Origin of the sequence: Streptomyces sp. MNU76 (genome assembly GCF_020982545.1) — a bacterium.
Classification (GTDB): domain Bacteria; phylum Actinomycetota; class Actinomycetes; order Streptomycetales; family Streptomycetaceae; genus Streptomyces.
This window is the reverse complement of the sequence record NZ_JAJKLK010000022.1, coordinates 311618-335260: the sequence shown is the minus strand read 5'-3', so window position 1 is coordinate 335260 and position 23643 is coordinate 311618. Positions and strand designations below refer to the sequence as shown.

Below are 23643 nucleotides of genomic sequence, written 5' to 3'. Positions count from 1 at the left end.
GCGACCCCGGCAGCCGCCCCTCACGGCCAGGTGCGCTCAAGGCGGTCGCACCGCACCGCGTACGCCGCCGGACCACCTTTCTCGACGGCCCGGTGGATCGCGTCACGGCGGGCGGTGAGCCGCTCGACCATCTCGGCGCTGCGAAGCTGTTGGTTGTCCAGGTAGAAGAGCACCGCCTCCCGGTCCAGGACAGGCCGGATCTCAAGGTCCCGGGTCTTGATCCGCCCGTCCTTCGACAGCGGAACCCAGGACCGGTCGAGACCGTGAGTGATCCACTCCTCGTCGGGGACGTCCTGCCCGTCGTCAGGGAAGACGTCTCCGATCCGGTGAACCGTCCACCCGCAGGCCCTCAGCCCCTCGGCCACACGGCGCCCGAGGTTCCGGTCCAGGAAGAACTCAGGCGACAAGGTGCACCACTGCCCGGCAGAGCGCGTCCACCTGCTCAGGCGTCATGTCGTAGTCGTACGCGATGTCTTCGACGCTCTCTCCGGCCTCCCACAGATCGGTGATGGCCTGGACCGCGACACGGTTGGCCGCCACCACGGGGCGGCCGTGGCCGAACCTGGGGTCGATCACGACGGGGACGGAGGCCGGGTACTGCCGCAGCCGCAGGCTGGAGGGGAAGTCGTCGCCCGGCTCCCAGGTGAGGTAGCGGAGATAGTCGGAGACGACTTCGTGGATGGGGACCTGGCCGTCGCGGGCTCTGCGGAGATCGCCCCAACCGTGCTCGACGAAGATGTCCACGCCGTCCGTCGCGATCCGCTGGGACACGAGTCCGTACGGGGTGTCGAAGGCGTCCCGGACAGCGGCGGCCGCCTCCCTGATCTCGCTCATACGGAGCCCCAGGGAGCGCAGGGAACGCAGGACGTGCGCCTCGGCCACCGCGATGAACGGCACACAGGGCTGCCCCTTCCGCACCGGCTCCACCTGGTGGACCAGCGGAGCCCCGGCGGCTCGGCCCTTCAGCCACGAAGTGAGAGTCGACTGCGGAATCTCAAGGTAGGAGGCTGTTTCCGTGGGCGTCAGAAGTCCGTCCTGGAACCTGTCGACCATGTCCCACCTCCTCCTGATGCCGGGTCTCGCATCGTCGCACACCAAGATTCCCACCCGAGGGTGGACCGCACACCCGGCCACTGGTCAACCGACCGCGGGAAGACGGTCCTCGGACCTGCAGTCGCGGCACCGCGTCTGTCCCGCCGAGCGGAAGCCTCGGTCGCAGCCGTCGCAGTTCCGCATTTCCAGGATCACTGGGTGTTCTGGGCTCTGGGGGGTTTTGGTCGCCGGTGCGGTCAGGGGTGTCTCCTTGAGGCGGTAGGCGAGGATGCCGACCGGGCGGACGAGGAGGTCTGCCGGGAGTCGTGCGGTGAGGTGGTCGGTGATCTGGATGGGCAGCAGGCCTGTCGTGAGCCAGCGGGTGACGGCCGGGGCGAGGCGGGCGGCTTCCCGTTCGGACAGAATGAGGCGGGGGTCGACCCGGCGGAGGCCGGCGAGCAGAGCGATGGCTCGGGGGTCGGCGTCGGTGAGTGAGGCCGGTGCCTCTGGCTTGGACTCGGTCTCGGTCTGTGTTGCCGGCTCCGCTGCCTGGTCCGTCTTCTCCTCCGCCTGTACGGGCGTCTCCACTGTGTCCCGCACGGCCCCGGCCGCGGGTGCGGGCGTGGCCGCGGCGGGCTGCTTGCGGGGGCGATGAGGCTTGGGGGGAGTGGGAGGCCCGCTCGGGTCCGGGTCCGGGTCTGGTTCGCCGCCGGGTACGTCGTAGAAGTACGTCCGGGTGCGGACCTGCCCGGTGGGCGTTCGCTCGCGGCGGCGTTCCAGGTATCCGGCCTCTTCCAGTTCCCTGAGTGCTCGCGAGATGAGGATCTCGCCCTCGTCGAAGTGGGCGCACAGGGCGGTGATGCTCACGGGGGTGCCGGTGGGGAGCGAGGAGATGTAGGTCGCGACGCCGATCGTGACCGCGCTGCCGCGCCGCTGTGCGAGGGCGTTGGAGATCACCGTGAAGTCGGCCGTCAGCCGGGTGCGTACGTGGATCACACCGGAGGTGGGTACTCCGGCGTCGGCGCGCAGGCGCGCGTTAGACTGCGAATCAGCCATCGGGAAGGCGGTACTTCCTGGTTGGTCAGGCCCTCGTTCGGGATTGCAGTCCCGGCCGGGGGCCGATGTCTTTGTGTGGTTGTCGCGGCGAACGTAACCGTCCGCATCCCGCGCCTGCAAGCCGGTCACCCGGACGGGTGACGTGGCCCTCGCGGCCAGGGAGGGTGGGTGGGCGGGTAGTTCTTTCCCCGGTTCTTTGGGAGGTCAGTGGCCCGCCGGACCCCCGCGAACAAGGCCCCGGCGCCCCGGCACGAGGCCTACCACCGGGGCCCGGCACGGACCGGTCCGGCTGTGACATCGCCGTGGTCAGCGAAGGTGGGTGGCGAAGAAGGACACGGTGCGGTGCATGGACGTGGGCCACTGCGGGCCGAACGTGTGTCCCTCGCCGGGGTACTTGATCAGGCGTACGTCCTTGCCGGCCGCCTCGAACTCCGTCGTGGTCCGCTCCGACCAGGCGAGCGGGCAGGTGTCGTCGGCCGTGCCGTGGTGGATGAGGAGCGGCTCGGTGACGCGGTCGACGTACGTGAGGGGCGAGACCTCTCGCCAGAAGACGGGGTTCGACGCCGGGGTGCCGTGCGCGGCCTCGATCTCCGCGACGATCGGGTCGCCGCCGGGGCGCTGGAAATGGTCGATGTTCTCGGCGGGCCGGGAGCTCACCGGGGCGAAGACCACGGCCGCGTCGAACAGACCCGGGGCGACCACCAGCGTGTTGTAGACGACTCCGCCTCCCATCGACCGCCCCAGCAGACCGATCCGGTCACCGTCGATCTCCGGACGTCCGGAGTCGCGCAGTGCCAGGGCCGCGCCGATCACGTCCTCGGTGTAGCCGAGGCGGAGGTTCACGTCGTTGTCGGGGTCGTCGTCGGAGCCCGCGTGGTTGCGGTAGTCGGTGTGCAGGACGACGTAGCCCTCGCGGGCCAGCAGATCCTGTTCCCGGGCCAGCCCGCGCCCGGTGGTGTATACGGCGGGGTCGATGTACCCGTGCGCCAGCACCAGCGCCGGGAAGGGGCCCTCGCCCTCGGGGATGTTCATGATCCCCGAGATGGTCAGACCGTCGGCCTCGTACGTCACCGCGTGACTGGTGTACGCGGCGGTACGGGCCAGTACGGCGCCCAGACGCAGGTCGGAGCCGGTGTGCGGGCGGGCGATCAGACCAGGGATCGAGACCGGGTTCACGGGGGCGGGGTGGGGATGCCTCCGCTGCCTCCGACGACTCTGATGGCTGCGACGCCTCTGACGTCTGCGATGGCTGCGACGGTGCCGTGGGAGGCGGGCCGCCCTCGCGGTCCCCACCCGCGCAGCCGGGCAGAGCCACCAGTACCGACACCAGCCCGGCGACGACACAGCCCCGGCCTCGCAACCGCATGGGGCCAGTATCCCGCGCCGAGGGCGGGAAGGGCGGGCCACCGGAAGGCACGGCGCTGCCGTACACGCCGGGTTCCTACGGGTTCCTACGGGTCGATGCCCTCCCGCCCGTTCTCAGGACTGGTACGGCTGCTGCTGCGGCTGGCCGTACGACTGGCCGCCGTGTGCGCCGGCGCTCTGCTCCTGGAGCCGCTCTGCCTGCTCGGCGCTGACCTTCTGCTCGGCGCCGCAGAACGTGCACTGCGTCTGGTACTTCGTCGAGATCGGGATGAGCGGCACGAAGAACAGCGTGAACTTCGTGACCCGCTTCCTGAGCGTGTGCGCGGCGGGGTTGCCGCACTGTCCGCACACCAGCGTCAGTATCGCGAGCTGGTACAGGTATCCCTTGGTGCCGAAGATGATGAACATCTGATCCTTCCCGGGGGTGCCCAACGACGCACCGCGCGTGCTGCACGCACTGTACGCACTGCCTTCCAGTGTGCCCGTCCCCCACTTTTGGAAAGGGGGTGGCTGGATTATGACTGCGGGGTGCAGGCCGGGTCGCCCCAGCCGCCAGAGGTCCACCTCCGGCCGCGTCGCATGCAACCAGAGAGGCATGCCGAGGCCCGCCGAGGTCCCTCTCGCGGTCGATGCGGCCGGCACCCCCGCTCGGCGAGGCTGGCCCCATGACCAGAGAGAAGAGGGACGGCGGGATGGAAGCGACCGGCGGCACGGGAGCGGCCGGAGACACGGAAGCGACCGGCGGCACGGCGGCGGCGATGAGGGAGCCCGACTGGAACACCGTGGGCATCCTGGGGGCGGCCCGAGGTGCCCAGGCGGGCGCCAGGGACCCTCTCGGCACCGAGCACCTGCTCGCCGGCATCACCACGTCCAAGGGAGCCGCGCGCGAGGCACTCGCGAGCGAGGGGGCGACGAAGACGGCCCTGCTGGCGGTGTTACGGCAGCGAATGGATCGGGATGCCGTGCGGACGGACCGGAACGCCGGGTGGCTGACCTCCGACGACGCGGAGGCGACCGTCGGCGCGCGGGAGGTGCTGGGCGAGAGCAGCAACCGGAGCGATCGGCTCACGGGCGCCGCGGCCAGGGCCCTGACGGCGGCGATGGCCCACGCCGAGCGGGAGGGCGCGGCGAAGTTCGGCGCGTCGCATCTGCTGCGGGCCCTGCTGGCCGAGGAGAATCGCGCGGTGGAGCTGCTGGGCGCCTGCGGTATCACTTCACAGGCCGTACGGGCCCGCCTCGACGGCACGGCCGTCGAGGCGACGGACACCCTGACCCCCCTCCTGCACGCCACCCGCGACCGGCTCCTCGGCCGTGACCACTACCGCCGTCTGCCCTTCTGGAAGCGGTGGCTGGTCAAGCGCTCCGGGATCAACTGGGCGTCGTGCCCCGCCCGTTGGGTCGGCCTGGAGACCTACGAGCAAGCACACCGGCTGGGCGCCGACACGGTCGGCACGGAACACGTCCTCCTGGCGATCCTGGCCACACACGAGGTCGCCCTCCGCCACCCGCACCTCGCGGGCGAGCACGCCCCCACGCCCGACCTTCGCTACACGGGCGGCGACCGCCTGACCCGGCTGGGCCTGGACTACACGACGGTCCACAGGGCTCTCACCGACAACAGCGTCCCCTGCTCCCGGACCCCCACCCCCTCGGCCACTACCTGACGCCGACCACGCCCCCACCGCGACCGCACCGGCCCCGACCACCTCCAGGGACGGCTCCGCACCGGCCCCGGACCCGGGCACCGGCCCCTGACCGAGTCCCTCCTGCTCGAAGGAACCCGAGCCCACCAACTGATCACCGCCTTGACCGGCCCTCCCCTCACCTGACCGGCCTGGTGCTTCGTTCCCGCCCCAGTGGCCGACTGGATCCCCGTCTGATCGGTTCGCCCGGCGGTCGTTGCGGTGAACTCGCGCCCGTCACCTCCAGATGGACCTCAGCCGCCACGCCCGCACCTGGTCGAGGGTGGCGGCGCCGCCCTCGGCGAAGAACTCGACGCCCGTGCTGGACGGGTCGGGGAGGATCTGGTCGGTGATCACGGCCTCGCCGCTGCCGCCGAAGACCTCGACGGAGGACCGGTCGACCAGGACGCGCAGCTTGACCTTGCCGTTCTTGGGCTTCAGGGGCGCGGTCCGCACGCCCGTGGAGAACAGGTCGTGGAAGTCGACGGCGCCGGATCGGGAGCGGTCGACGTACAGCTCCTGGGTCGTGGCGTCGTACCCGATGACGGTTTCCTCGCCGCTCGCGCCCGTGCGGACCTTCAGACCGAAGCGGTCGGCGTCCTTGAGGGAGAAGGTCGCCTCGATGTCGAGTGCCTGGCCGTCGGCCGTGCGACCGAGCAGGGGCCTGGAGGTGTTCTTGACGGTGACACCGGACGCCGCCACCAGGCGCCTGTCCCGCAGGGACTCCAGGGTGCCCACCGGCTTGCTGGTCAGTCGGATCCTGCCGTCGATCGTGCGCAGGGCCATCTCCCGGGGGATGCTCTGTGCGCCGCGCCAGGGGGTGGTGGGGACGGAGCCGGCGTAGTCCCAGTTGTCCATCCAGCCGATCATGTAGCGCTTGCCGCCCGGCGCGTCCTCCCAGGACACGGCCGCGTAGTAGTCCTGGCCGTGGTCGGTCCAGTCGGCCCGCTGCAGAATCGACTTGGCCGGCTGGTCCGCGGCGGTGAACCGGTCGGCCAGGATGTGGCCCCAGCCGCCGGTGTTCATGTCGACGACCTGGATGCGTGCCTGCTTGCCGGCATAGGGACGCAGGTCGAAGGAGGCCCAGTCGAGGGTCTCGCTGTCGGCGCCGGAGGCGCTGCGGACGACCTCGCCGTCGACGATCAGGTTGACGGACGTCTCGGCGGAGACGCGCGGCGCCACGGAGTCGGAGAGCACGATGTGGTCGACGTTGAGGTGGCCCCAGCCGCCGGTGTTGTCGTCGACGATCCTGATCCGCGCCTTCTTGCCTGCGAGGTCGCCGACGTCCCAGGAGGCCCAGTTGAGTGCTTCGGCGTCCTTTCCGGTGGCGCTGCGGACGACCTGGCCGTCCACGAGGAGCTCGACGGCGGTGGGGTTGGCCGAGCCGGCCGGGTGGTTGCCGCCGCCGATGAGGAAGTTGACGTACATCTTGTCGAGGGTGAACTCGGGCGAGGTGAGGGTGCCGGTGGTGGAGTCCCCGTTCAGGAACGTGTTGACCAGCCCGCCGCCCAGGAAGCCGGAGACCTGGTGCTGCCCGGGGAGGGTGCCGACGGCCGGTGCGGTGCCGAAGGCGTCCCCGGTCGCCGTCCAGTCGCCGTAGGTGCCGCCCTCGAAGTCGGCGAGGACCGTGCCGTCGGGCGGTGTCTGCTCCAGGACCGTTCCGTCCTTGTGCGGATGCCGGCCTCCACCGATCTTGAAGTTCAGGTAGGGGCTGTCGACGGTGAAGGAGGGCGAGGTGAGGGTGCCGGTGGCGCCGTCTCCGCCGTGGAAACTGTTGGCGAGGCCCGTGCCGTCGAAGCCGGTGACCGGCTGCTGCCCGTTCACCGCCCCGGCTGCCGGCGCCTGGCCGAACGCGTTGCCGGTGGTGGTCCACGCACCGAAGTCGGTGCCCTCGAAGTCCTGCACCACCGTGCCCGTGGGCGGGGTGTAGGTGCCCTTGTCCTCGGCGGTGAACTTCTCGCCGTCGAAGTCGCCGATGAAGTACTGCGAGCCCGAACCGCCCGCGATGCCGCCGGGGTTGAGGTTCACGACCAGGACCCACTTGATGTTGTTCGGGTCGCCGTCCACCGCGAGGGGGAACAGGTCGGGGCACTCCCACACGCCGCCCGCCGCGCCGGTCGGCCCGAACTCGCTGAGCAGGCTCCAGTCCTTGAGGTTCTTCGACGAGTAGAACTGCACCTTGTGCTCTTCGGACAGCGAGACCGTCATGAGCCAGCTCTTGGTCGGCGCGTACCACTGGACCTTCGGGTCGCGGAAGTTCCTGGAACCGATGTCGATGACGGGATTGCCCTGGTACTTGGTCCAGGTGCGGCCGCGGTCGGTGCTGTAGGCGAGGGACTGGGCCTGCTTGCCGCCGTTCTTGTAGGCGCTGGTGTAGATCGCGACCATGGGCGGGTTCTTCTTGGTGCCGAAGCCGGTGGTGTTGTCCCGGTCGACGACCGCGCTGCCGGAGAAGACCATCTCCTCGTCGTCGTGCGACAGGGCGAGCGGCAGCTCCTTCCAGTGCACGAGGTCCCGGCTCACCGCGTGCCCCCAGGACATGTCGCCCCAGGAGTTGCCGTTCGGGTTGTACTGGTAGAAGAGGTGGTACTCGCCCTTGTAGTAGACCAACCCGTTGGGGTCGTTCATCCAGTTCTTCTCCGGGGTGAAGTGGAACTGGGGTCTGTGGGGCTCGGTGTACGGCGGCGGGTCGGCGGCGACGGCCTGGGGAGCGAGTGGGGCCGCCGACAGGGCGCAGACGGTCGCCAACGCCGCCATCAGGCGCATGCGGGCGTGCCGGGATACGCGTGCAGAGCTCATGGTGACTCCTTGTCCCGCGGCCGTCCGCGCGCCGGTGTGCACGGCCCTGGCGCGGGCGGATCGAAAGTGACAACTGGCCGGCGGCGACGTCCACGCAGCCGACAAGATGTCATCGTTGACTTATGTCAGCGATGACATCGAGGTGCCCGATTATGAGGCGCGATCCGGTCGGCGCGTCAACGGTTCGGACGCGATTGCTCCGAGATCGGCCTACGGTCCGTGAAGGGACGGTGGCTGTCGGGTGGCCGTGTCGACGGGCCGGTCGTGGCGCGGTTCAGGAGGAATCCGCGCAGGTCGGAGCGGTCAATCGGGGGCCGGATGCAGAATCCAGGCCGGTGGCGCCCTGCGTGTGGAGGGCCTGGACGAGCACTTCGGGGATGCCACTGAGGCCGAACCCGCCGACGGCGAGTGACGCGCCGTCGGGGAGGTCGGCGACCGCCTCCGCGGCGCTCGAACAGACCTTGTCCATGAGAGAGGGCCTTTCTACTCCTGCTGGATGCGTACGGCTTCCGAGATGGATTTGACGCCGCCGTGCGCGGTGAGTCCGCCGTCGACCGGGATCTCGGCGCCGGTGATGAACGAGGACTCGTCGGACAGGAGGAAGACCACGAGCGGGGCGATCTCGTCCACCGTGCCGGTGCGGCCGAGAGGGGTTTCACGGATGTTCGCCTCGCGGAAGGCGGGCGCGGCGGAGGCGGTCATCTCGGTCTCGATGAAGCCGGGGTGGATCGTGTTGACCCGGATGCCGCGCGGGCCGAGCTCCGTGGCCGCGGTCTTCGACAGGCCGCGCAGCGCCCATTTGCTGGTCGCGTAGGCGACCGGGTAGTGGCCGGTGAGCGCGGCCGTGGAGCCGACGTTGACGATGGACGAGCCGGGCGGCATCAGCGGCGTCAGGTGCTGGATGGCGAGGAGCGGGCCGGTGACGTTGACGGCGTGGACCCGGGCGAAGTCGTCGGGGGTCACATCGCCGAGGCGGGCGCGCCAGGTGATGCCCGCGTTGTTGACCAGGCCGTGCACCTGGCCGTACGACTCCCGCAGTTCGGCGGCCAGCTCCGCCCAGTGCTCCTGGTCGGTGACGTCGAGGCGGCGGCAGCCGGGGGCCTCGGTCACGTCGGTGGCGATGACGCGGGCGCCCTCGCGGGTCAGGGCCTCGGCCTCGGCGGCGCCCTGGCCGCGGGCGGCGCCGGTGACGACGACGACCTTGCCGAGGAGTCTCCTGGGGTGCGAGTCGTTCACGGCCGCTCCCGGGTGCGGCGGCGGGCGGTCGGCAGCGGCACCGGACTCCCGCCCGCGACCACGGTGTTGGAGACGCTGCCGATGCCCTCCACGGTGAGGGTGACGGTGTCTCCCGGCTTCAGCGGGGGCGGGGACTGCTCGCCCCGGACGCCCCACAGCTCGGCGAGGCAGCCGCCGTTGCCGCAGGTGCCGGAGCCGAGCACGTCGCCGGGGCGGACGACGGTGCCCCGCGAGGCGTAGGCGACCATCTCCTCGAAGGTCCAGCTCATGTTGGACAGCAGGTCCTTGCCGACGACCTCGCCGTTCACCGAGGCGGTCAGCGCCAGGCGCAGAAAGCCGTCGGCGTCGCGGTAGGGCTCCAGCTCGTCGGCGGTGACCAGGTACGGGCCGAGGGTGGCGGCCGTGTCCTTGCCCTTGCACGGGCCGAGGCTGACCCGCATCTCGCGGGACTGCAGATCGCGGGCCGACCAGTCGTTGAAGACCGTGTAGCCGATGATGTGGTCCCGTGCCCGGTCGGGAGTCAGGTCACGCCCCTCCCTGCCGATGACCGCGGCGACCTCCAGCTCGAAGTCGAGGGCTTCGCTGCCCGGCGGCACCGGGACGTCGTCGTGGGCGCCGATGACGGCGTACGGGTTGGTGAAGTAGAACGTCGGGGCGTCGTACCAGGCTTCGGGCACCCCGCCGACGCCGTCCCCGTCGATGGATCGCCGTACCCCTTCGACGTGTTCCTCGAAGGTGACGAAGTCCCGCACGGTGGGCGGCTGAAGCGGCGGCAGCAGTCGTACCTCGGACACGTGGGGGCCCGGCGGGACGTCGAGCGTGGCGGCGCCGGCGCGCAGGAGCGCGTCGAGTCCGTCGCCGCGGCTGATCAGCTCCGTGAGCGAGCGTGCCCCGGGAACGGGGTGGAGGGTGCCGTCCTCCTCGACGACGGCGACGCGGCGCTGGTGTCGGTGTTCATAGGTGGCGAAACGCATGCACGGCTCCAGGCTCCGGCGGTCTTCGACAGCGGTGTGAACCGGGGACGCGGCAAGGGGGTCAGGGCGGTGACAGGGCCACCGCGTCCCCGGGGGTTCGAGGGGGGATCAGACCGGCGGGGCGACGAACACGCCGCGGTCGACGTCGTTGAACGACTCCTTGGCGATCAGCTCGTTCATCGGGTTCGCCGTGCCCCACTGGTCGGTGACCTCGGGCTGCGAGAAGTCGTAGACGTGGGGGTGCCAGGTGTCCTCGTCCAGCAGCTCCAGTTCCGTCGTGTACTCGACGGTGTTGCCGTGCGGGTCGAGGAAGTACGTGAACGTGTTGTCGCCCGCCAGGTGCCGGCCCGGCCCCCAGACCTTCTTGAAGCCGGCGCGGATCACGCGGCCGGAGCCGCGCATGTACTCGTCCAGGCCGCGCATCTCGAAGGAGACGTGGTGCAGGGAGGTGTGCGGGCCCTTGGCGATGGCCATGGAGTGGTGCTGGTTGGAGATCCGCATGAAGTGCATGACGTCACCGACGTGCGGCGAGCTGAGCGTGTCGGAGTGGCGGAAGCCGAGGTGGGTCTCGTACCACTCACGGGTCCTGTCCAGGTCCGGCGAGTTCAGCACGACATGCGACAGCTTGACCGGGATCGACTCCTTCTCCTCGATCTTGCGGTGCTGCCGTACGTCCACCTCGGCGGACACCTCGATGGTGCGGCCGTCGACGTCGAAGAAGCGGAAGCCGTAGCCGCCTCCGGGTGTGTCGATCTCGCCCGGCTGGGAGATCAACTGCACTCCTCCCGCGAGGAGTTGCTCGGCGAGGGTGTCCACGTCCGCCGCGCTCGCGGCGCCGTAGGAGACGAGGTCGAGGCGCTTCTCCTCGGCCTTGCGCAGCCGCACCACGTACTGTTCGGGGCTGCCCTCGGCGGCGAGGAAGGAGATACCGGAGTCCTCGGCGACCTTGGTCAGGCCCCAGACGCCGGCGTAGAAGTCGAGCTGCTTGTCGTAGTCGGGCACGGCGAGGTCGACGTGGCGGAGGTGGGTGAGCAGGCGGTTGTTCATGGGGGGAGCTCCTCACACGAGGTTGAGCAGAGCGGCGGCGTTGCCGCCGCGCACGGCGTGGAAGTCGTCGTCGGGCAGGCGTGCGGCGCGCAGTGCGCCGACGGGGTCCTCGGTGCCCATGTCGAAGGGGAAGTCGGAGCCGAGCAGCACCCGGTCCGAACCGGCGGCCCGGATCAACTCCCGCAGCACGTACGGGTCATGGACGAGGGAGTCGAAGTACAGGCGCTTGAGGTAGCTGCTGGGCAGGTGGGCGCAGCCCGCGCCCGCGTCGGAGCGGGCCGACCAGGCGTGGTCGGAGCGACCGATGTGGGTGGGCAGATAGCCGCCTCCGTGCGCGGCGACGACCTTCAGCTCCGGGTGCCGGTCCAGCACCCCGGAGAAGACCAGGTGCGAGAGGGCGACGGCGTTCTCGGTGGGCTGGCCGACCGTGTTGGACAGGTACCACTGGTCCAGGCGCTCGTCGAGCGTGCAGCCGAAGGGGTGCAGGAAGAGGATCGCGCCCGTCTCCTCGGCGCGGGTCCAGAAGGGTTCGTACGCGGGGTCGGACAGCTCCCGGCCCGGCGCGTGCGAGGAGATCTCGACGCCCGACAGGCCCATCCCCATGGCGAGTTCGAGCGCGCGCACCGCCGATTCCGGGTGTTGCAGGGGGACGAGGCCCAGACCGTGCAGCCGGCCGGGCGCCTGCGCGCAGTGGGCGGCCGTCGCCTCGGCGGCGAGGCGGTACACCTTCTCCGCCGTCTCCTCGTCCGCCCAGTAGTGGTAGTGCGAGGGCGACGGGCTGACCAGCTGGACGTCCACACCCTGCGCGTCCATCGCGGCCAGTCGTACGGCGACGTCCGTCAGCCTCGGGATGCGCTCGGCGACCATGGGGCCGCTGACGGTCAGGGCCGCGGGCCCGTTGCGGCGGGCGTCGAGGGCCCTGGCCTCCGCCAGGCCCGGCAGGCCGGCCACCAGGGCCTCGACCTCGGGGATCAGGACGTGCGCGTGGACGTCGACGGTCGGAGGAGTGCGCGCGTCCTTGCTCGACGAGGGCGGGGGGCCGCGCCGGGCTCCCGGCGGTGGCTGGGGAGGGTGGGCCGTCACGGCAGTTCCTTGAGGGCGGTCATGGTGCGGCCGATCAGTCCGGGCACATCCGCGTCGTGCACCTGGTCCAGCTGCCACTGGCAGAGCTGGACGGACGCCTCGACGACGGTCCGGACGCGCGGGACGCGTCGGTCGTAGTACGCCTGGAAGAGGGCGTCGTCCCATGCGCGCCCGCTCGTGAGCAGTTCCGTCAGGACGGAGGCGTCCTCCAAGGACATCGCCGCGCCCTGGGCGAAGGTGGGCGGGCAGCAGTGAGCGGCGTCACCGACAAGGACGACCCGGCCGCGGTGCCAGGAGCCCTCGACCAGATGCCGGTCGAACCACGTGTAGTTGACCTTCGCCGGGTCCGTGATGTGCTTGGTGATCTCGGGCCAGGCACCGCCGTACTGCTCGGCCAGTCGGCGCATCTCGTCCGCGTAGGTGGCCGGGTCGATGGAGTTGCGGTCCCGGTTGGCCTCCACGACGTAGGCGTAGAGGGTGTTCTCGCCGGTGGGGGTGTAGCCCGCGATGTAGGCGGGGCCACCGAAGGTGAGGTCCGAGCGGGTGACGCTCTCGGGGCGCGGGGCGGGGGCGCGCCAGATGGCCATGCCGACGGGCTCGGGACGGTCGCTGATGCCGATCGCGGCGCGGGTCGCGGAGTTCACGCCGTCGGCGGCGATCACCAGGTCGTAGCGGCCCTCGGTGCCGTCGCTGAACCGGACGGAGACACCGTCGGCGTCCTGCTCCAGGGTCTCGGCGGTGGTGCCCAGGCGTACGGTGGCACCTGTCGCGCGGACGGCGTCGATGAGAATCTGCTGAAGTTGCGGCCGCCGCATGCCTAGGGTGGCGGGCAGGTCGTCACCGCCGCACTTGATGTCCTCCTTGACGAAGAGCAGGGTGCCGTCAGGGGCGGTCACCCCCAGCGAGCCGTAGGCGAACCCCGATGCTTCCACCTGCTCCCACACGCCCAGCTCGCGCAGGACACGCAGGGCGTTGCCCTGGAGGGTGATGCCGGAGCCGGTGGTGGCGTTCCAGTCGGGTCTGGCCTCGATCAGGTCGACGTCGACGTCGATGCCGGCCCGGCGCAGCAGGATGGTGATGGCGTTGCCGGAGGCGCCACCGCCTATGACGAGGACCGTGCGGGGTGTGGTCATGGGGAACTCCCTTGTTCCGGCGCTTACTTGACGGCAATCGGATTGACGGGGGAGCCGACGGCTCCGGTGATGGGCAGGGGCGCGGCGGTGAGCCAGAACTCGTACACGCCGTCGCGGGCGCAGTCGTCCGCGAGAGCGTCGGGGTCCCACATCTCGCCGATCAGCAGGCCCACGTTGGGGATGACGACCTGGTGCAGGGGCTGGAAGGCGCCGTCGAACTCGTTCGGCCGGACCTCGAAGCCCCATGTGTCGGTGGCGATCGCGGCGATCTCGCTCGTGTGCAGCCAGCCGGCGGTGGTGAAGGACAGACCGGGAGAGTCTCCGCCCGCGTAGTCGCCCCAGCCCTCCCGGCGGGCGCGCGTCAGCCGCCCGGTCCGGACGACGACGATGTCCCCGCGGCCGACGGCCACGCCGTGCGCCTCGGCCGTCGCGGTCAGGTGTTCCTCGGTGATCGCGAAACCGTCCGGCAGTTCTCCGCGTTCGTCGCCGATCACCCGGCCGACGTCGAGGAGGACCGCGCGCCCGGCGACGTACGGGGCCATGTGCTCGATGCCGGTGACCAGATCGCCGTCGGAGGTGACGACCTTCTCGGCCGCCCGCCCGTTCCACGCCTTGCCGTGGTCGAAGATGTGCCCGAGCCCGTCCCACTGGGTCGAGCACTGCAACGGCATCGCGATCACGTCGTCCGCGCCGCCGATGCCGTGCGGGAAGCCCTGGTTGCCGAGGGCCGCGTCCGTGCCCGTGTCCAGCATGGTGTGGACGGGGTTGGTGCGGCGGCGCCAGCCCTTCTGCGGCCCGTTCATGTCGAACCGCTGCGACAGCGAGAAACTCACGCCCCGGCGGACCAGTGCCGCACCCTCGCGGCGCTTGGCCTCGTCGAGGAAGTTCAGCGTGCCGAGGACGTCGTCCTCGCCCCAACGCCCCCAGTTGGAACACCGCTTGGCGGCCTCGGCGATCGCGCCCTCGGCGTCCGTGGGGTCGAGCGGGGCCGTCACGACGCGGTCCCCTCGGCGACGCAGCGGGTGCGCTGCGCGCCCAGACCCGTGATGGAGCCCTCCATGACGTCGCCGCCCTGCAGCAGCCGTCCCCAGTGCATGCCGTTGCCGGCCGGGCTGCCGGTGAGCACCAGGTCGCCGGGCAGAAGCCGGGAGGTCCGGGAGATGTACGACACCAGCCGGGCGATGCCGAAGAGCATGTCCTTGGTGGACTCGTCCTGCATGGTCTCGCCGTTGAGCTTCAGCGTGACGCGCAGGTCACCCGGGTCGGCGATCGACCCGGCGGGTACGATCCACGGGCCGAGCGGGGTGAAACCGGGGGCGTTCTTGCAGCGCAGCCAGTCGGTGCCGATGGCCTTCATGTCCCGGCGGAAGACGGTCGCCCGGTCGGTGAGGTCGTTGGCGATGGTGTAGCCGGCCACGTACTCCAGGGCCTCCTCGACAGACACCCGGTAGGCGGGCCTGGCCATGACGGCCACCAACTCCAGCTCCCAGTCCGGCTGTTCGGCCCAGTCCGGGAGTACGACGTCGTCGAAGGGGCCGGTGATCGCGCTCGGCAGGCCGATGAACACGTACGGCAGGTCCTCGGCCGCCCGCCGGTCCATGACCGCGGCGATCTCGGCGCGCGCCTCCTCCACGGTGCGGGGGTCGTCGGGGGAGCGGTGGGCGACCTCCAGGTCGATCACGTGCTGCCGGTAGTTGGCGCCGGACTGGAAGACCTGGCGGGGTTCGACCGGGGCGTGCGCCCGCAGATGCTCCAACGGTTGCCAGTCGGCCGTCTCGTGGGCTGTTTCGTCGGCCGTCGCGTCGGCCGCGAGTTCGTGCAGGCGAGGGAACATCTCGTCCCAGCGCTCGAAGATCCCCCGGGTCGTCAGGGCCGGTTCTCCGAGGGCCGCGCGAAGATCCAGCACGCGCCCACCGGGGACCACGAGACCAGGGAAAGGTGCCTGGTCAGGGGCGGAGAGGACGCCAAGGGCGAAGGGTCCGGAGAAGGACGCGGAAGCGGCTGCGGGTTTCACGGGAATGTCCTCCAGATTGCGGTAGGACCAATGTGACCCCCACCGCGTAATCTGGGAAATAGATTCTTTAGATGTTGATCATCCGCGGTGTAAATGGCGCCGCCGCAAGCAGCCCGCGCTCTGGAGGCGTCGTGTCCCTCTCCGGCCTCGATCTCAATCTCGTCCTGTCCTTGCGGGCCCTGCTGGAGGAGCGCAACGTCACCCGTGCCGGGCAGCGCGTCGGGCTCAGTCAGCCGGCGATGAGCGCGGCCCTGGCCCGCCTGCGCCGCCACTTCGACGACGACCTGCTCGCGCGCGTCGGCAAGCAGTACGAACTGACCGCCCTCGGCCGCGCTCTGCTGGACCGCACCTCTACCGCCTGCGACCTGCTGGAACGGGTCTTCAGCAGCAGGGCCGACTTCGCCCCGGGCAGCGAGGAGCACGAGTTCACCCTGCTCACCTCCGACTACGCCCTCGCCGTCTTCGGCGCCGAGCTCGCCCGGACCGTGCACGCCGAGGCCCCGGGGGTGCGGCTGCGCTTCCAGCGGACGCCCATCGACGTCACGGAGGACACCGCACCGCTGCTCAGCACGGCCGACGGGCTGCTGATGCCGCGCGGCATCATCGGCGGTTTCCCCGCCGTCGACCTGTTCACCGACCGCTGGGCCTTCCTGGTGGCCGAGACGAACGACGAGGTCGGCGACCAGCTGACCATGGACGACCTGGCCCGGCTGCCCTGGGTCATCTACCAGCGCGCCTACGACGCCCCGGCCGCCCGGCAGCTCAGCATGCTCGGCGTCGACCCCCGCGTGGAGATCTCCGTCGACAGCTTCCAGGCGCTGCCCTTCCTGGTCGCCGGCACCCGCCGGATCGCCCTGGTCCAGCAGCGCCTGGCCGAACTGCTGCGCGGCGTGGCCGCCGTACGCCTCATGGAACCGCCCTACGGGGCGGTCCCTCTCCAGGAGGCACTGTGGTGGCACCCGGTGCACACCCACGACGCGGCCCACATCTGGCTGCGCGAGACCGCGGCCCGCGTGGGAGCGGAGCTGGCCGCTTCCGAGCCCGGCCGTATCGCCACGGTCGCACCGAGACAGCGGGCCCGTGCCTGGCATCCAAAGCCCGGATGATCCACATCTTCGATATCGATCGGACGAGGGCTAGGCAGGACCTGCCCGCTGGCCCATAGTCGTCTCAACCCGGCGCCGGAGCCGCACCATCACCCGCCGACCGGGACCGCGCGGGCGCCCGGCGCGCCTGCCCGCCGCGACGCCCGCCGGCCATCGGCACCCCGCTCCGAACCTGCCGCGGGTGTACCGGACGGCCCGACCATGACGGCCGCACCGCCCCGTCCCCCTCCCGACCCGCCACGTGGAGTTCCCGCATGCCTGCACCCGTGCCTTCGCTCCCTTCTCCGCCGTCCGAAGCCGTCGCAGAGGACCGACCCGAGCAGACCGTCTCCGGCCCCGGCCACCGGCTTCGCCTCACGCTGCTGATGGCCGGCGCCTGTCTGCCCATCCTGGGCGCCGTGCTCATCGCCCCCGTCCTGCCACAGATGCAGGACCACTTCGCCCACGTGCCGGGCGTCGACGCGCTCGTCCCCATGGCCCTGACCATCCCCGCCCTCTCCCTGGCGCTGCTGGCCCCCTTCGCCGGCGTCGTCGTCGACCGGCTCGGCCGCAAACGCCTCCTCGTCACCGCCACCGTGCTGTACGCGATCCTCGGCACCGCACCCCTGTGGCTGGACTCCCTCGGCGCCATCGTCGCCAGCCGCGCCCTCGTCGGCGTCGCCGAAGCCGCCATCATGACCTGCTGCACCACGCTGATCGGCGACTACTACTCCGGCCGGCAACGCGACCGCTATCTCGCGATGCAGACCATGTGCGCCTCGATCTCCGCGACAGCCTTCTTCGTCCTGGGCGGCGCGGCCGGATCGGCCGGCTGGCGCGCACCGTTCTGGGCCTACGCCGTGAGCCTGCTGCTCGCCCCCGCCATGGCCGCCTTCCTGCCCCGGCCCCGACCGGCCGACCACGCGGACGAGCCCTCCCCACCGCCTCGGAACCGATGGCCAAGCGGCCCTTCCCTGGCGCCCGCTGGCGGGCACCTGCGCGCTGACCGTCTTCGGCGCCGTCCTCTTCTACGCCGTCCAGGTCGAGATGGCGTTCCTCCTGGACGACATGGGCGTGACCAACCCCGCTGTGATCGGACTGGCCACAGCCGCCTCCAGTGCCGCGGTCGTGATCGGCGCCGTCGTCTTCGCCAAGGCCGACCGCAGCCCGCAGGCCTGGCTGCCCACCGCCTTCGGCCTGAGCGCCCTCGGCTTCGCGGTGATCTGGCTCGCCCCCAACCCCGTCGTGCTGACCATCGGCGCGGTGATCAACTGCCTCGGCAGCGGCATCATGCTGCCGAGCCTGCTCACCCTCGCCATGTCCAAGCTCCATTACGCCGACCGCGGCCGCGGCACCGGCCTGTGGACGGGCTCCTTCTTCCTCGGCCAGTTCATATCCCCGCTCGTGGTCCTCGCGCTCACCCCCGCCGTCGGCACCCTGGCGAACGCCGTGGGCGTACTCGCCCTCGCCGGAGCCGTCGCCACCGCCACACTCGGCCTCGCCGCCCGACGCCGCCGGACGGCCACCCCGGCACCGATCCGGTCGACGTAGGTCGGCGCGGTACCCGATCATGCGGTCATGCCCCTGAGAGAGACCCTTGCCCAAGTCGATGCGGACCTGGCCGCCGGCCGGGTCCCCGTCGCACGCCAGCGTCTGCGCGGTCTCGTCTCGTCCTTCCCGTACGACCTGACGCTCCGCCGGCGTCTGGCCGAGGTGTACCGGCTCTACGGCGACGCCGCCGAGGCCGGACGCTGGACGTACCTTGAGGAAGACCGCGACGCCGACGAGACCGCTGCCTTCGAGGCCCGGTACCGGTCTCCCGGTCGGCGGATGAAGGCCCTCGCCTGGCGCGGCCCGGAGGCGATGGCGGCCACCGCCTTTGCGGAGGGTCAGCTGGTCGCGGTGCGGACCGCCTGCGCCGAGAAGCTGGGGCACCCCGTCGACTGGGACGACCCCGCCTCCTACCGGGACGGCGTGGAGGAGGAGTACGAGGCGCCCTCCGAGCCGTGGTCGGTCAGCGGTGTCCTGGCGGGCGTCGGCTGCCTGGTGGGGGCCCTGGCGTTCCTCGCGATCTGGGTGAACGGAGTCGTCGCTCTCTTCGACTGACTCACGTCACCGGGCCGGTGAGGGGCGCCGGGCAAGGTTCGGCGGACCGTCCGGAACTGCCGTGAACGGGTTGATCACCGCGGTGCGGCACGAGGGTGCTGATGCGCCTCGCAGCGTGGTCGCGACTCCGGACCACATGCTCGGTCAGTCCTGGATCAGGGCCAGTTGCTTGTTGATCTCTTTCGGGTTGGTGTCGCCGGCGACCATCTGCAGGAAGGGGGTGTGGTTGAACACGAGGTCGCGAAGTGGCCGTAGCAGGGCCGGGGTGTGGTGGAAGACCTTGCCGAGCATCCAGGCCTGCTGGACCTGGCGGGCGGTGTGCACCTTGCGCGGGTTCTCGTACGCCTGCAGTGCGGCGCGGACGGCGGTCAGGTCGGTGAGGTCGACTCCGCGCAATACCTTGCCGAGGAAGTAGCCGTCCTCGATCGACATGCCCGCGCCATAGGCGGCGTAGGGCGAGGTCGGGTGGGCGGCGTCTCCGACCAGGGTGGCCCGCCCCTTGCTCCACTGCTTCAGCCCCGGGCGGTCGCGCAGTATCCAGCGCTGCACATGCGCGGGGTCGGTCGCCTCGATCAGCCCGGGAAGCGGGATGGGGAATTCGGTGGCGAGCATTGCGGCGACGGCTCTGAGGTCGGCCGGCGCGGGGGCGTCCGGGTCGGTGGCGGCGAGCATCCACCACTGGTGGCCGCCGCGACCCTGGTGCCTGATCGAAGTCCAACTGCCTTGGACCGCTCTGACGGCGCGGCCGCCCTGACGAGCAAGGAGCGCGAGGTCGCCGCCTGTGTGGCCCGGGGCATGACCACCCGCGAGATCTCCACGGCCCTGGGCCGCTCCTCCCGGACGGTCGAGGGCCATCTGAAGAGCATCCTGGCCAAGCTCGGCTTCTCCTGCCCCACCCGGATCGCGGCCTGGTGGACGGCGAACGAACCGACCGGTCGCGTGGGGACGTGAGGAGCGGCCATGACCGAGGTGGCGCCCGATACGGGCAACCTGCCCGCCGCCCTGGCCAGCTTCGTCGGACGGCGTCGCGAGATCGCGAACATCCGCCGCCTGCTGAGCGCCGGACGGGTGGTGACGCTCACCGGCGTCGGAGGCGTGGGCAAGACACGACTGGCGCTGGCGGTCGCCGAGGCGTCCAGGAAGGCGTTCCCGGGCGGAGTGTGGCTGGTCGACCTGGCCGCCGTACGGGACCCGGCGGCGGTAACCGCCACCGCTGCCGGAGTGCTCCGGGTCCCCGACCGCGGCCCCGGCCCGGCCCTCGCCCGGCTCACCGACCACCTGGCACGGCGCCGAGCGCTGATCGTGCTGGACAACTGCGAGCACCTGATCGAGGCGTCCGCCGAGCTGGCCAAGGCGTTGGCGACGGCCTGTCCGGACCTCCGCCTGCTGGCGACCAGCCGCGAGACGCTCGACATCGCCGGCGAGCACGTCTTCACGGTCCCCCCGCTGTCGGTTGCGGACGATGCCGTGCACCTGCTGACGGACCGTGCGACCGCGCTGCGGCCGGACTTCTGCCTCACCGCCGCGAGCCGGACCGAGGCCGTCCGGCTGTGCTCCGTCCTCGACGGGCTGCCGCTGGCCGTCGAACTGGCCGCCTCCCGGCTGCGGACGCTGTCCGTGGAGCAACTCCTCGGCCGCCTGGAGGACCGGTTCGCGCTGCTCACCGGCGGCTGCCGGACCACGCTTCCGCGCCAGCGCACGCTCCGCGGGATGATCGAGTGGAGCTACGAACTGTGCGCCCCCTCGGAACGCCTGCTGTGGGAACGCCTGTCGATCTTCTCCGGTTCCTTCACCCTGGACGCCGCCGAAGAGGTGTGCGCGGGCGACGGACTGCCGGCCCACGAGGTGGTGATGCTGCTGGACCGGCTGGTGGCCCAGTCGGTCGTACTGATGACGAAGGACGACGGACCGAGCCGCTACCGCTTGCTGGAGACGATCCGTGAGTACGGGCGCATGCGACTCGCCGCATCCGGTGAGCATCCGCGGCTGTCGCGCCGACACCGGGACTTCTATCTGGACCGCGCCGAGCGATCGGCCGACCGGTGGCTCGGCCCCGACCAGCAGGACATCCTGGCCTGGCAGCGCGCCGAACACGCGAATCTGGTGGCGGCACTGGAATGCCCGAGCACCGATGCCACTGACGTCTCCGATGCCTCCGATGCCGCTGACGCCTCCGACGGTCAGGCCGGCCTGCGTCTGGCCGTGGCGCTGCGTTTCCACTGGTGCGCGGACGGCTTCCTGGCTGAGGGGCGCCGGCAGCTCGACCGGCTGCTCGCCGCCGACTCCCGCCCCACCCCGGTCCGGGCCAGGGCGCTGTGGTGTTCCGCATGGGTGGCACTGTTGCAGGGCGACTTCACGGGAGCTGAGGAACGGCTCGACCTCGCCCAGGACCTGTGCGGACGGCTTGCCGCCCCGTCCGTCGAGGCTGATGGCCAGGGCCTGCGCGGCACGCTGGCCTCTTTCCGGCGGGAGGCGGGGGCCCTGGATCTGTTCGACGCGGCCCTGGCCACGCACCGGTTGACGGGGGACGGACCGGAACAGCTCTTCTGGCTGTTCCAGAAGGCCATCGTCCAGGTCCGGCTGGGCCATCCCGATGCCTTGGACACCAGCGCGCGAGCGGTGGAGATCGCGGAGCGGCACGGGGAGCAGCTCTACCGTTCATACGCCCTGTCCGCACTGGGCTTCGCGCTCTGGGCCCACGGCGACGAGGAGGGGGCTCTGGCGCGTACGCGGAGCGCGTTGGAGATCCTTCAGGGTTTCAACGACTACGCCGGAACCGTCATGGCGCTGGGGGTGCCTGTCCAGAGCGCGGTGATCCGCGGTGAGCACGAGCGCGCGGCGGTGCTGCTGGGTGCGGTACGGGCGCTGTATCGAGCGACCGGCATGTGCACCAGTACCCTCGGTCCGCGCCACAAACAGTGCGAGGAAACCGTCGCGGGCGCCCTGGGAACCGCGAAGTACGAGAAGGCCCTCGCGCGAGGCGGCGACTACGACAGTCCCGCGCGTGTCATCGCCTTCGCCCTGGGCACCACGGCCACGACGGCGGCCATGATGGTCATGTTGAGCGGGCCGAACTTCGACGGGTCGGAGCCCTCCAGCATCACCGTGCCGAAACCGAAGGCCGTCTTGCTGATCGCTCCACCGAGGTCGCAGCAGGACAGCAGGCCGAGGAGCAGACCGAGCACGACGAGGTTGTCGAACTGCAGTTGGGCCAGTTTCACGTGCAGCCACTCCGTCAGGTGGCGCAGCCCTGTGCCTACGGCCGCGTACATGAGGAAAGCGGTGACCAAGGAGGCCAGAAGGGGGACGAGTACGGTCGCCGTGGTCTCACGCAGTGCCGCGTGGGAGGGAATCCGCCGGAGGGCGAGGGTGGCCGCGCCCGCGATGAATCCGGCGGCCAGACCTCCCAGGGCGCCCGCCTCGCCACCCACGACGGCCACGCCGCCGACAAGACCGGGCAGCAGGCCGGGCCGGTCGGCGAGGCCGTAGGCGATGTAGGCGGCTATGAGCACCGGGTAGAAGTAGAGGGCGGTGAGGCCGGTCTTGAGCATGAGACTCGCCCAGGTCGCTCCCTGGGTCCAGTCGCCCGTGGCGAGGCTCTGGGAGGTTGTTTCGGCGGTGTGCGGGCCGTTCAGGGCGAGGGCCATGACGACGAGCCCGGCGGCGATGGCCACGAGAGGGCCGAGGTGGGCGGTGCCTGGAGGGGAGCGCGCCGTCGGGGGCGGCGGGCTGGTCGGCCGATGGCCCGGACGTCGGCGCCGAGAGTGCGTCGTCGCCAGTGAGCGTGGCTGTCGGCCGGAACCGTCACGGTCACCGGCCCGACCACGGAAACCGGAAGCCCGTGGGCTCCGGTCCGGCATACCGGCGCGTGATCCGTCTTCAAGGACCGGGCGCCCCCCGAGGGAGCCGTGTTGCGCGGCTCGGGCTGTGCGGTTCATGTGAGGAGCATCGGCACGGGGGAGGGTCCCGCTCTCAATGCGTAGTTCTACCGAGTACTACCTACTGGCCGGATCCCGGTCTCGCCGGACCGATGGCTCGGCGCAGAGGGCGGAGTGCCAACGGAGGCCCAGGTCCTCCGCCGAGTTCTCCTTCACCGCCTTCACCGCCTTCACCGCCTGAATCACGAGACCGGTCGCCGCTGACACGTGCGGCGGCAGGGTTCCACGCCGGGTGCCCTGCTTATTCGGCGCTGGTGCCGACTGCGACGGCACCAGCGCCTGCGCGCGGAACAGCGGGCGTGCGCCGACGCAGGCATGGGCAGAGGAGTGCCGGACCACCTGGCCGTACCGCCGCGACCTGCACGTCCATCGCACAGCGCCTTCTCGTTCCGGACGTTCAGGATGTTCCGGGTGTTCCGGCATCAAGCCCGGCGCCATACCGACGGCCCGCCACTCTCACGGGCGTTGGCCGTCACAGGCACTTGTGGAGCCGCTCCGGCTGGCGAGCTCGTCAGAGTTTCGGCGACTGCCGCGCAGCTTTCTCGTGTTCGCAGTGCTTCCGGTGCCCGTGTGCGTCCGTCACGAGACGGTCGGCCTGCGGAAGCGCGCGCGGACGTCCGGGATATCCGGACATCCGGGATCTTCGAGTCAGGGCCGGCTGTCCACGACGAAGCGGCGGCTGAGTGTGATCTCGCGCGAGAGCAGGCCGGGGTCGGCGGTCACCGTCAGCTCGTACTCCCCGGCCCGCAACGTCCCCACCTCAAGCACTCTGTGGTGTCCGACCCACAGGGTGGGGACGATCTCGCCGTTCAGCCTTGCCTCGATACTGCGCAGGGCCTCACTGAGCAGAGCCTCGTCGTTGTTGTTGTCGATCACGTCCACCGTGAGTGTGGTCTTGGGGGACTCGGCGGTGTTCAGCACGCCGCTGTCGGGGATGCCGCGTACCCGAAGCTCCGGCTCGTTCACCGCGTTCGCCACCGCGATGCCGCCGATCACCAGGGCGGAGGCGACAGCGGCGACCAGGAGTGTGATGCGCACCCTCCGCACGAACCGGGCCCGCAGGGGGTCCGACGTCTTCAGAGCCAGCCGCATG

21 protein-coding genes and 2 pseudogenes are annotated in these 23643 nt (G+C 70.9%); 7 read left to right on the top strand and 16 right to left on the bottom strand.

All coding sequences use genetic code 11. From position 1 onward, the window contains the following. Positions 1-20: 20 nt before the first annotated feature. From E4N62_RS36645 to E4N62_RS36625, 5 genes are all read right to left on the bottom strand, one after another. Positions 21-407 carry a toxin-antitoxin system, toxin component, PIN family protein gene (locus E4N62_RS36645; RefSeq protein WP_230221479.1) on the bottom strand — a complete coding sequence of 129 codons (387 nt, stop codon included), beginning with the start codon at positions 405-407 and terminating at the stop codon, positions 21-23. After that, complete coding sequence (locus E4N62_RS36640; RefSeq protein ID WP_230221477.1) at positions 397-1053, bottom strand: DUF433 domain-containing protein; 657 nt, start codon at positions 1051-1053, stop codon at positions 397-399. Before E4N62_RS36640 ends, E4N62_RS36645 begins: the two co-directional genes overlap by 11 nt. A gap of 84 nt (positions 1054-1137) precedes the next feature. Then, a complete protein-coding gene (locus E4N62_RS36635; protein WP_230221475.1) occupies positions 1138-2088 on the bottom strand; it encodes a hypothetical protein in 951 nt (316 codons plus the stop codon). A 306-nt stretch (positions 2089-2394) separates the two neighbouring features. Next, positions 2395-3264, bottom strand: a complete 870-nt coding sequence (locus E4N62_RS36630; protein WP_230221473.1) for a S9 family peptidase — start codon at positions 3262-3264, stop codon at positions 2395-2397. Between the two features lie 303 nt (positions 3265-3567). Further along, a complete protein-coding gene (locus E4N62_RS36625; protein ID WP_220648171.1) occupies positions 3568-3861 on the bottom strand; it encodes a zinc-ribbon domain-containing protein in 294 nt (97 codons plus the stop codon). Positions 3862-4118: 257 nt separating this feature from the next. Here E4N62_RS36625 and E4N62_RS36620 point away from each other — a divergent pair, with 257 nt between their 5' ends. Beyond that, positions 4119-5117 (top strand): Clp protease N-terminal domain-containing protein, encoded by a 999-nt coding sequence (locus E4N62_RS36620; RefSeq protein WP_230221471.1) that lies wholly within the window; start codon positions 4119-4121, stop codon positions 5115-5117. 255 nt (positions 5118-5372) lie between these two features. Here E4N62_RS36620 and E4N62_RS36615 read toward each other — a convergent pair whose 3' ends face one another. From E4N62_RS36615 to E4N62_RS36575, 9 genes and pseudogenes are all read right to left on the bottom strand, one after another. Beyond that, the gene (locus E4N62_RS36615) at positions 5373-7934 is read right to left on the bottom strand and encodes a GH32 C-terminal domain-containing protein (protein ID WP_308186114.1); all 2562 of its coding nucleotides are present in this window, start codon (positions 7932-7934) and stop codon (positions 5373-5375) included. 316 nt (positions 7935-8250) lie between these two features. Beyond that, positions 8251-8403, bottom strand: a pseudogene (locus tag E4N62_RS36610) (CoA-transferase); the annotation flags it as partial. Between the two features lie 14 nt (positions 8404-8417). Next, positions 8418-9170, bottom strand: coding sequence for an SDR family NAD(P)-dependent oxidoreductase (locus E4N62_RS36605; protein ID WP_230221469.1), 753 nt, complete (start codon positions 9168-9170; stop codon positions 8418-8420). After that, positions 9167-10144, bottom strand: coding sequence for a fumarylacetoacetate hydrolase family protein (locus tag E4N62_RS36600; protein ID WP_230221467.1), 978 nt, complete (start codon positions 10142-10144; stop codon positions 9167-9169). Before E4N62_RS36600 ends, E4N62_RS36605 begins: the two co-directional genes overlap by 4 nt. A gap of 108 nt (positions 10145-10252) precedes the next feature. Next, the gene (locus E4N62_RS36595) at positions 10253-11191 is read right to left on the bottom strand and encodes a VOC family protein (RefSeq protein ID WP_230221465.1); all 939 of its coding nucleotides are present in this window, start codon (positions 11189-11191) and stop codon (positions 10253-10255) included. Between the two features lie 12 nt (positions 11192-11203). Further along, on the bottom strand, positions 11204-12274 hold the full coding sequence (locus tag E4N62_RS36590; protein ID WP_308186113.1) for an amidohydrolase family protein: 1071 nt from the start codon (positions 12272-12274) through the stop codon (positions 11204-11206). Next, a complete protein-coding gene (locus E4N62_RS36585) occupies positions 12271-13407 on the bottom strand; it encodes an FAD-dependent oxidoreductase (RefSeq protein WP_230221463.1) in 1137 nt (378 codons plus the stop codon). The genes E4N62_RS36590 and E4N62_RS36585 overlap by 4 nt, the downstream gene beginning before the upstream one ends. Positions 13408-13430: 23 nt before the next feature. Next, on the bottom strand, positions 13431-14402 hold the full coding sequence (locus tag E4N62_RS36580) for a cyclase family protein (RefSeq protein WP_230221460.1): 972 nt from the start codon (positions 14400-14402) through the stop codon (positions 13431-13433). After that, positions 14399-15421, bottom strand: coding sequence for a fumarylacetoacetate hydrolase family protein (locus tag E4N62_RS36575; RefSeq protein ID WP_230221458.1), 1023 nt, complete (start codon positions 15419-15421; stop codon positions 14399-14401). The genes E4N62_RS36580 and E4N62_RS36575 overlap by 4 nt, the downstream gene beginning before the upstream one ends. A 131-nt stretch (positions 15422-15552) precedes the next feature. Between E4N62_RS36575 and E4N62_RS36570 the strand changes: the two genes are divergently transcribed. The 4 genes and pseudogenes from E4N62_RS36570 to E4N62_RS36555 all read left to right on the top strand — a co-directional run bounded on the left by E4N62_RS36570 (position 15553) and on the right by E4N62_RS36555 (position 18612). Then, a complete protein-coding gene (locus E4N62_RS36570; protein ID WP_230221456.1) occupies positions 15553-16527 on the top strand; it encodes a LysR family transcriptional regulator in 975 nt (324 codons plus the stop codon). Between the two features lie 254 nt (positions 16528-16781). Next, positions 16782-17447 (top strand): annotated as a pseudogene (locus E4N62_RS36565) (MFS transporter); the annotation flags it as partial. Positions 17448-17553: 106 nt separating this feature from the next. Then, complete coding sequence (locus E4N62_RS36560) at positions 17554-18057, top strand: MFS transporter (RefSeq protein ID WP_230221453.1); 504 nt, start codon at positions 17554-17556, stop codon at positions 18055-18057. A 27-nt stretch (positions 18058-18084) separates the two neighbouring features. Next, positions 18085-18612, top strand: coding sequence for a DUF6584 family protein (locus E4N62_RS36555; protein WP_230221451.1), 528 nt, complete (start codon positions 18085-18087; stop codon positions 18610-18612). A gap of 144 nt (positions 18613-18756) precedes the next feature. On the opposite strand, the gene E4N62_RS36550 is transcribed toward E4N62_RS36555, so the two are convergent. Beyond that, complete coding sequence (locus E4N62_RS36550) at positions 18757-19284, bottom strand: NAD(P)/FAD-dependent oxidoreductase (protein WP_230221449.1); 528 nt, start codon at positions 19282-19284, stop codon at positions 18757-18759. A gap of 51 nt (positions 19285-19335) precedes the next feature. Here E4N62_RS36550 and E4N62_RS36545 point away from each other — a divergent pair, with 51 nt between their 5' ends. Together E4N62_RS36545 and E4N62_RS36540 are read left to right on the top strand one after the other, a co-directional pair. Then, positions 19336-19563 (top strand): helix-turn-helix transcriptional regulator, encoded by a 228-nt coding sequence (locus E4N62_RS36545; RefSeq protein WP_230221447.1) that lies wholly within the window; start codon positions 19336-19338, stop codon positions 19561-19563. 9 nt (positions 19564-19572) lie between these two features. After that, complete coding sequence (locus E4N62_RS36540; RefSeq protein WP_230221444.1) at positions 19573-22101, top strand: LuxR family transcriptional regulator; 2529 nt, start codon at positions 19573-19575, stop codon at positions 22099-22101. 1097 nt (positions 22102-23198) lie between these two features. On the opposite strand, the gene E4N62_RS36535 is transcribed toward E4N62_RS36540, so the two are convergent. Then, positions 23199-23642, bottom strand: a complete 444-nt coding sequence (locus E4N62_RS36535) for a hypothetical protein (RefSeq protein ID WP_230221442.1) — start codon at positions 23640-23642, stop codon at positions 23199-23201. Position 23643: the final 1 nt, after the last annotated feature.